The organism is Burkholderia sp. MSMB1078WGS (assembly GCF_001528895.1).
In the GTDB taxonomy this organism is placed as follows: domain Bacteria; phylum Pseudomonadota; class Gammaproteobacteria; order Burkholderiales; family Burkholderiaceae; genus Burkholderia.
In genome coordinates, this window is sequence record NZ_LPDI01000052.1 from 1 (window position 1) to 1,400 (window position 1,400).

Here is a 1,400-nt window from a genome sequence, read left to right on the forward strand (position 1 = left end):
CCCCACACGATCTTCCCGTCGACCACCGTCAGCAACGCGGTCGTGGCGGCGATATCGTCCTCCGCGCACGCGAAGAAATCGCGATCCGGGACGATCAGGTCGGCAAGCTGCCCCACCGCGATGCGTCCTTTCTTGCCCTCTTCGTTCGAGAACCACGTCACGTACTCGGTCCACATCCGCAGCGCGGTTTCGCGATCGAGCAGGTTGCGCTGCGGATACAGGCGCATGCCGCCGACCGTCTTGCCCGTCACGAGCCACGCGAGCGACACCCAGGGGTTGTACGACGCGACGCGCGTTGCATCCGTGCCGGCCGACACCTTGAGCCCCTTGCCGAGCATCTTCGCGACCGGCGGCGTCGCCTCCGCGGCTTGCGCGCCGTAGCGCTCGACGAAGTACTCGCCCTGGTACGCCATCCGGTGCTGCACCGCGACGCCGCCGCCGAGCGCGGCGATCCGGTCCATCGACTTCTCGGTGATCGTTTCCGCGTGATCGAAGAACCAGTTCAGCCCTTCGAGCGGGATGTCTTCGTTGACCTTCTCGAACACGTCGAGCGCGCGGCTGATGGTTTCGTCGTAGGTCGCGTGCATGCGCCACGGCCAGCGGTTTTCCGCGAGCACGCGCACGACGCCTTCGAGATCGTCTTCCATCTGCTCGGGCAGGTCCGGACGCGCGACGCGGAAGTCTTCGAAGTCGGCCGCGGAAAACGCTAGCATCTCGCCCGCGCCGTTATTGCGGAAGTAGTCGGTGCCGTCGTGGTACTTGACGCTCTTCGTCCAGTTCACGAAGTCTTCCTTCTCCGCGTTCGGCTTCTGCGTGAACAGGTTGTACGCGATCCGGATCGTCATCTCGCCCGCGTCGTGCAGCTTGCGGATCACTTCGTAATCCTCCGGATAATTCTGCGATCCTCCACCCGCGTCGATCACGCCGGTCACGCCGAGCCGGTTCAGCTCGCGCATGAAGTGGCGCGTCGAGTTGTACTGATACTCGAACGGCAGCTTCGGGCCCTTCGCGAGCGTCGCGTAGAGAATCGTCGCGTTCGGGTTCGCGAGCAGCAGGCCGGTCGGGTGGCCGGCGGCATCGCGCAGGATGGTTCCGCCCGGCGGCTCCGGCGTGTCCTTCGTATAGCCGACCACCCGCAGCGCCGCCGCGTTCAGCAGCGCGCGGTCGTACAGGTGCAGGATGAACACCGGCGTGTCCGGCGCGACTGCATTGAGTTCGTCGATCGTCGGCAGTCGCTTCTCCACGAACTGATGTTCGGTGAAGCCGCCGACCACGCGCACCCACTGCGGCGCGGGCGTCACGGCGACCTGACGCTTGAGCATCTCCATCGCGACCGCGAGCGACGGCACGCCGTCCCAGCGCAGTTCCATGTTGTAGTTCAGGCCGCCGCGAATCACGTG

The 1,400-nt window shown here is 65.7% G+C and carries 1 protein-coding gene; it reads right to left on the minus strand.

What is annotated here, in order from left to right; genetic code table 11:
- The coding region (locus tag WT24_RS15330; RefSeq protein ID WP_060034511.1) for an amidohydrolase at positions 1-1,400 on the minus strand (1,400 nt) is incomplete at both ends.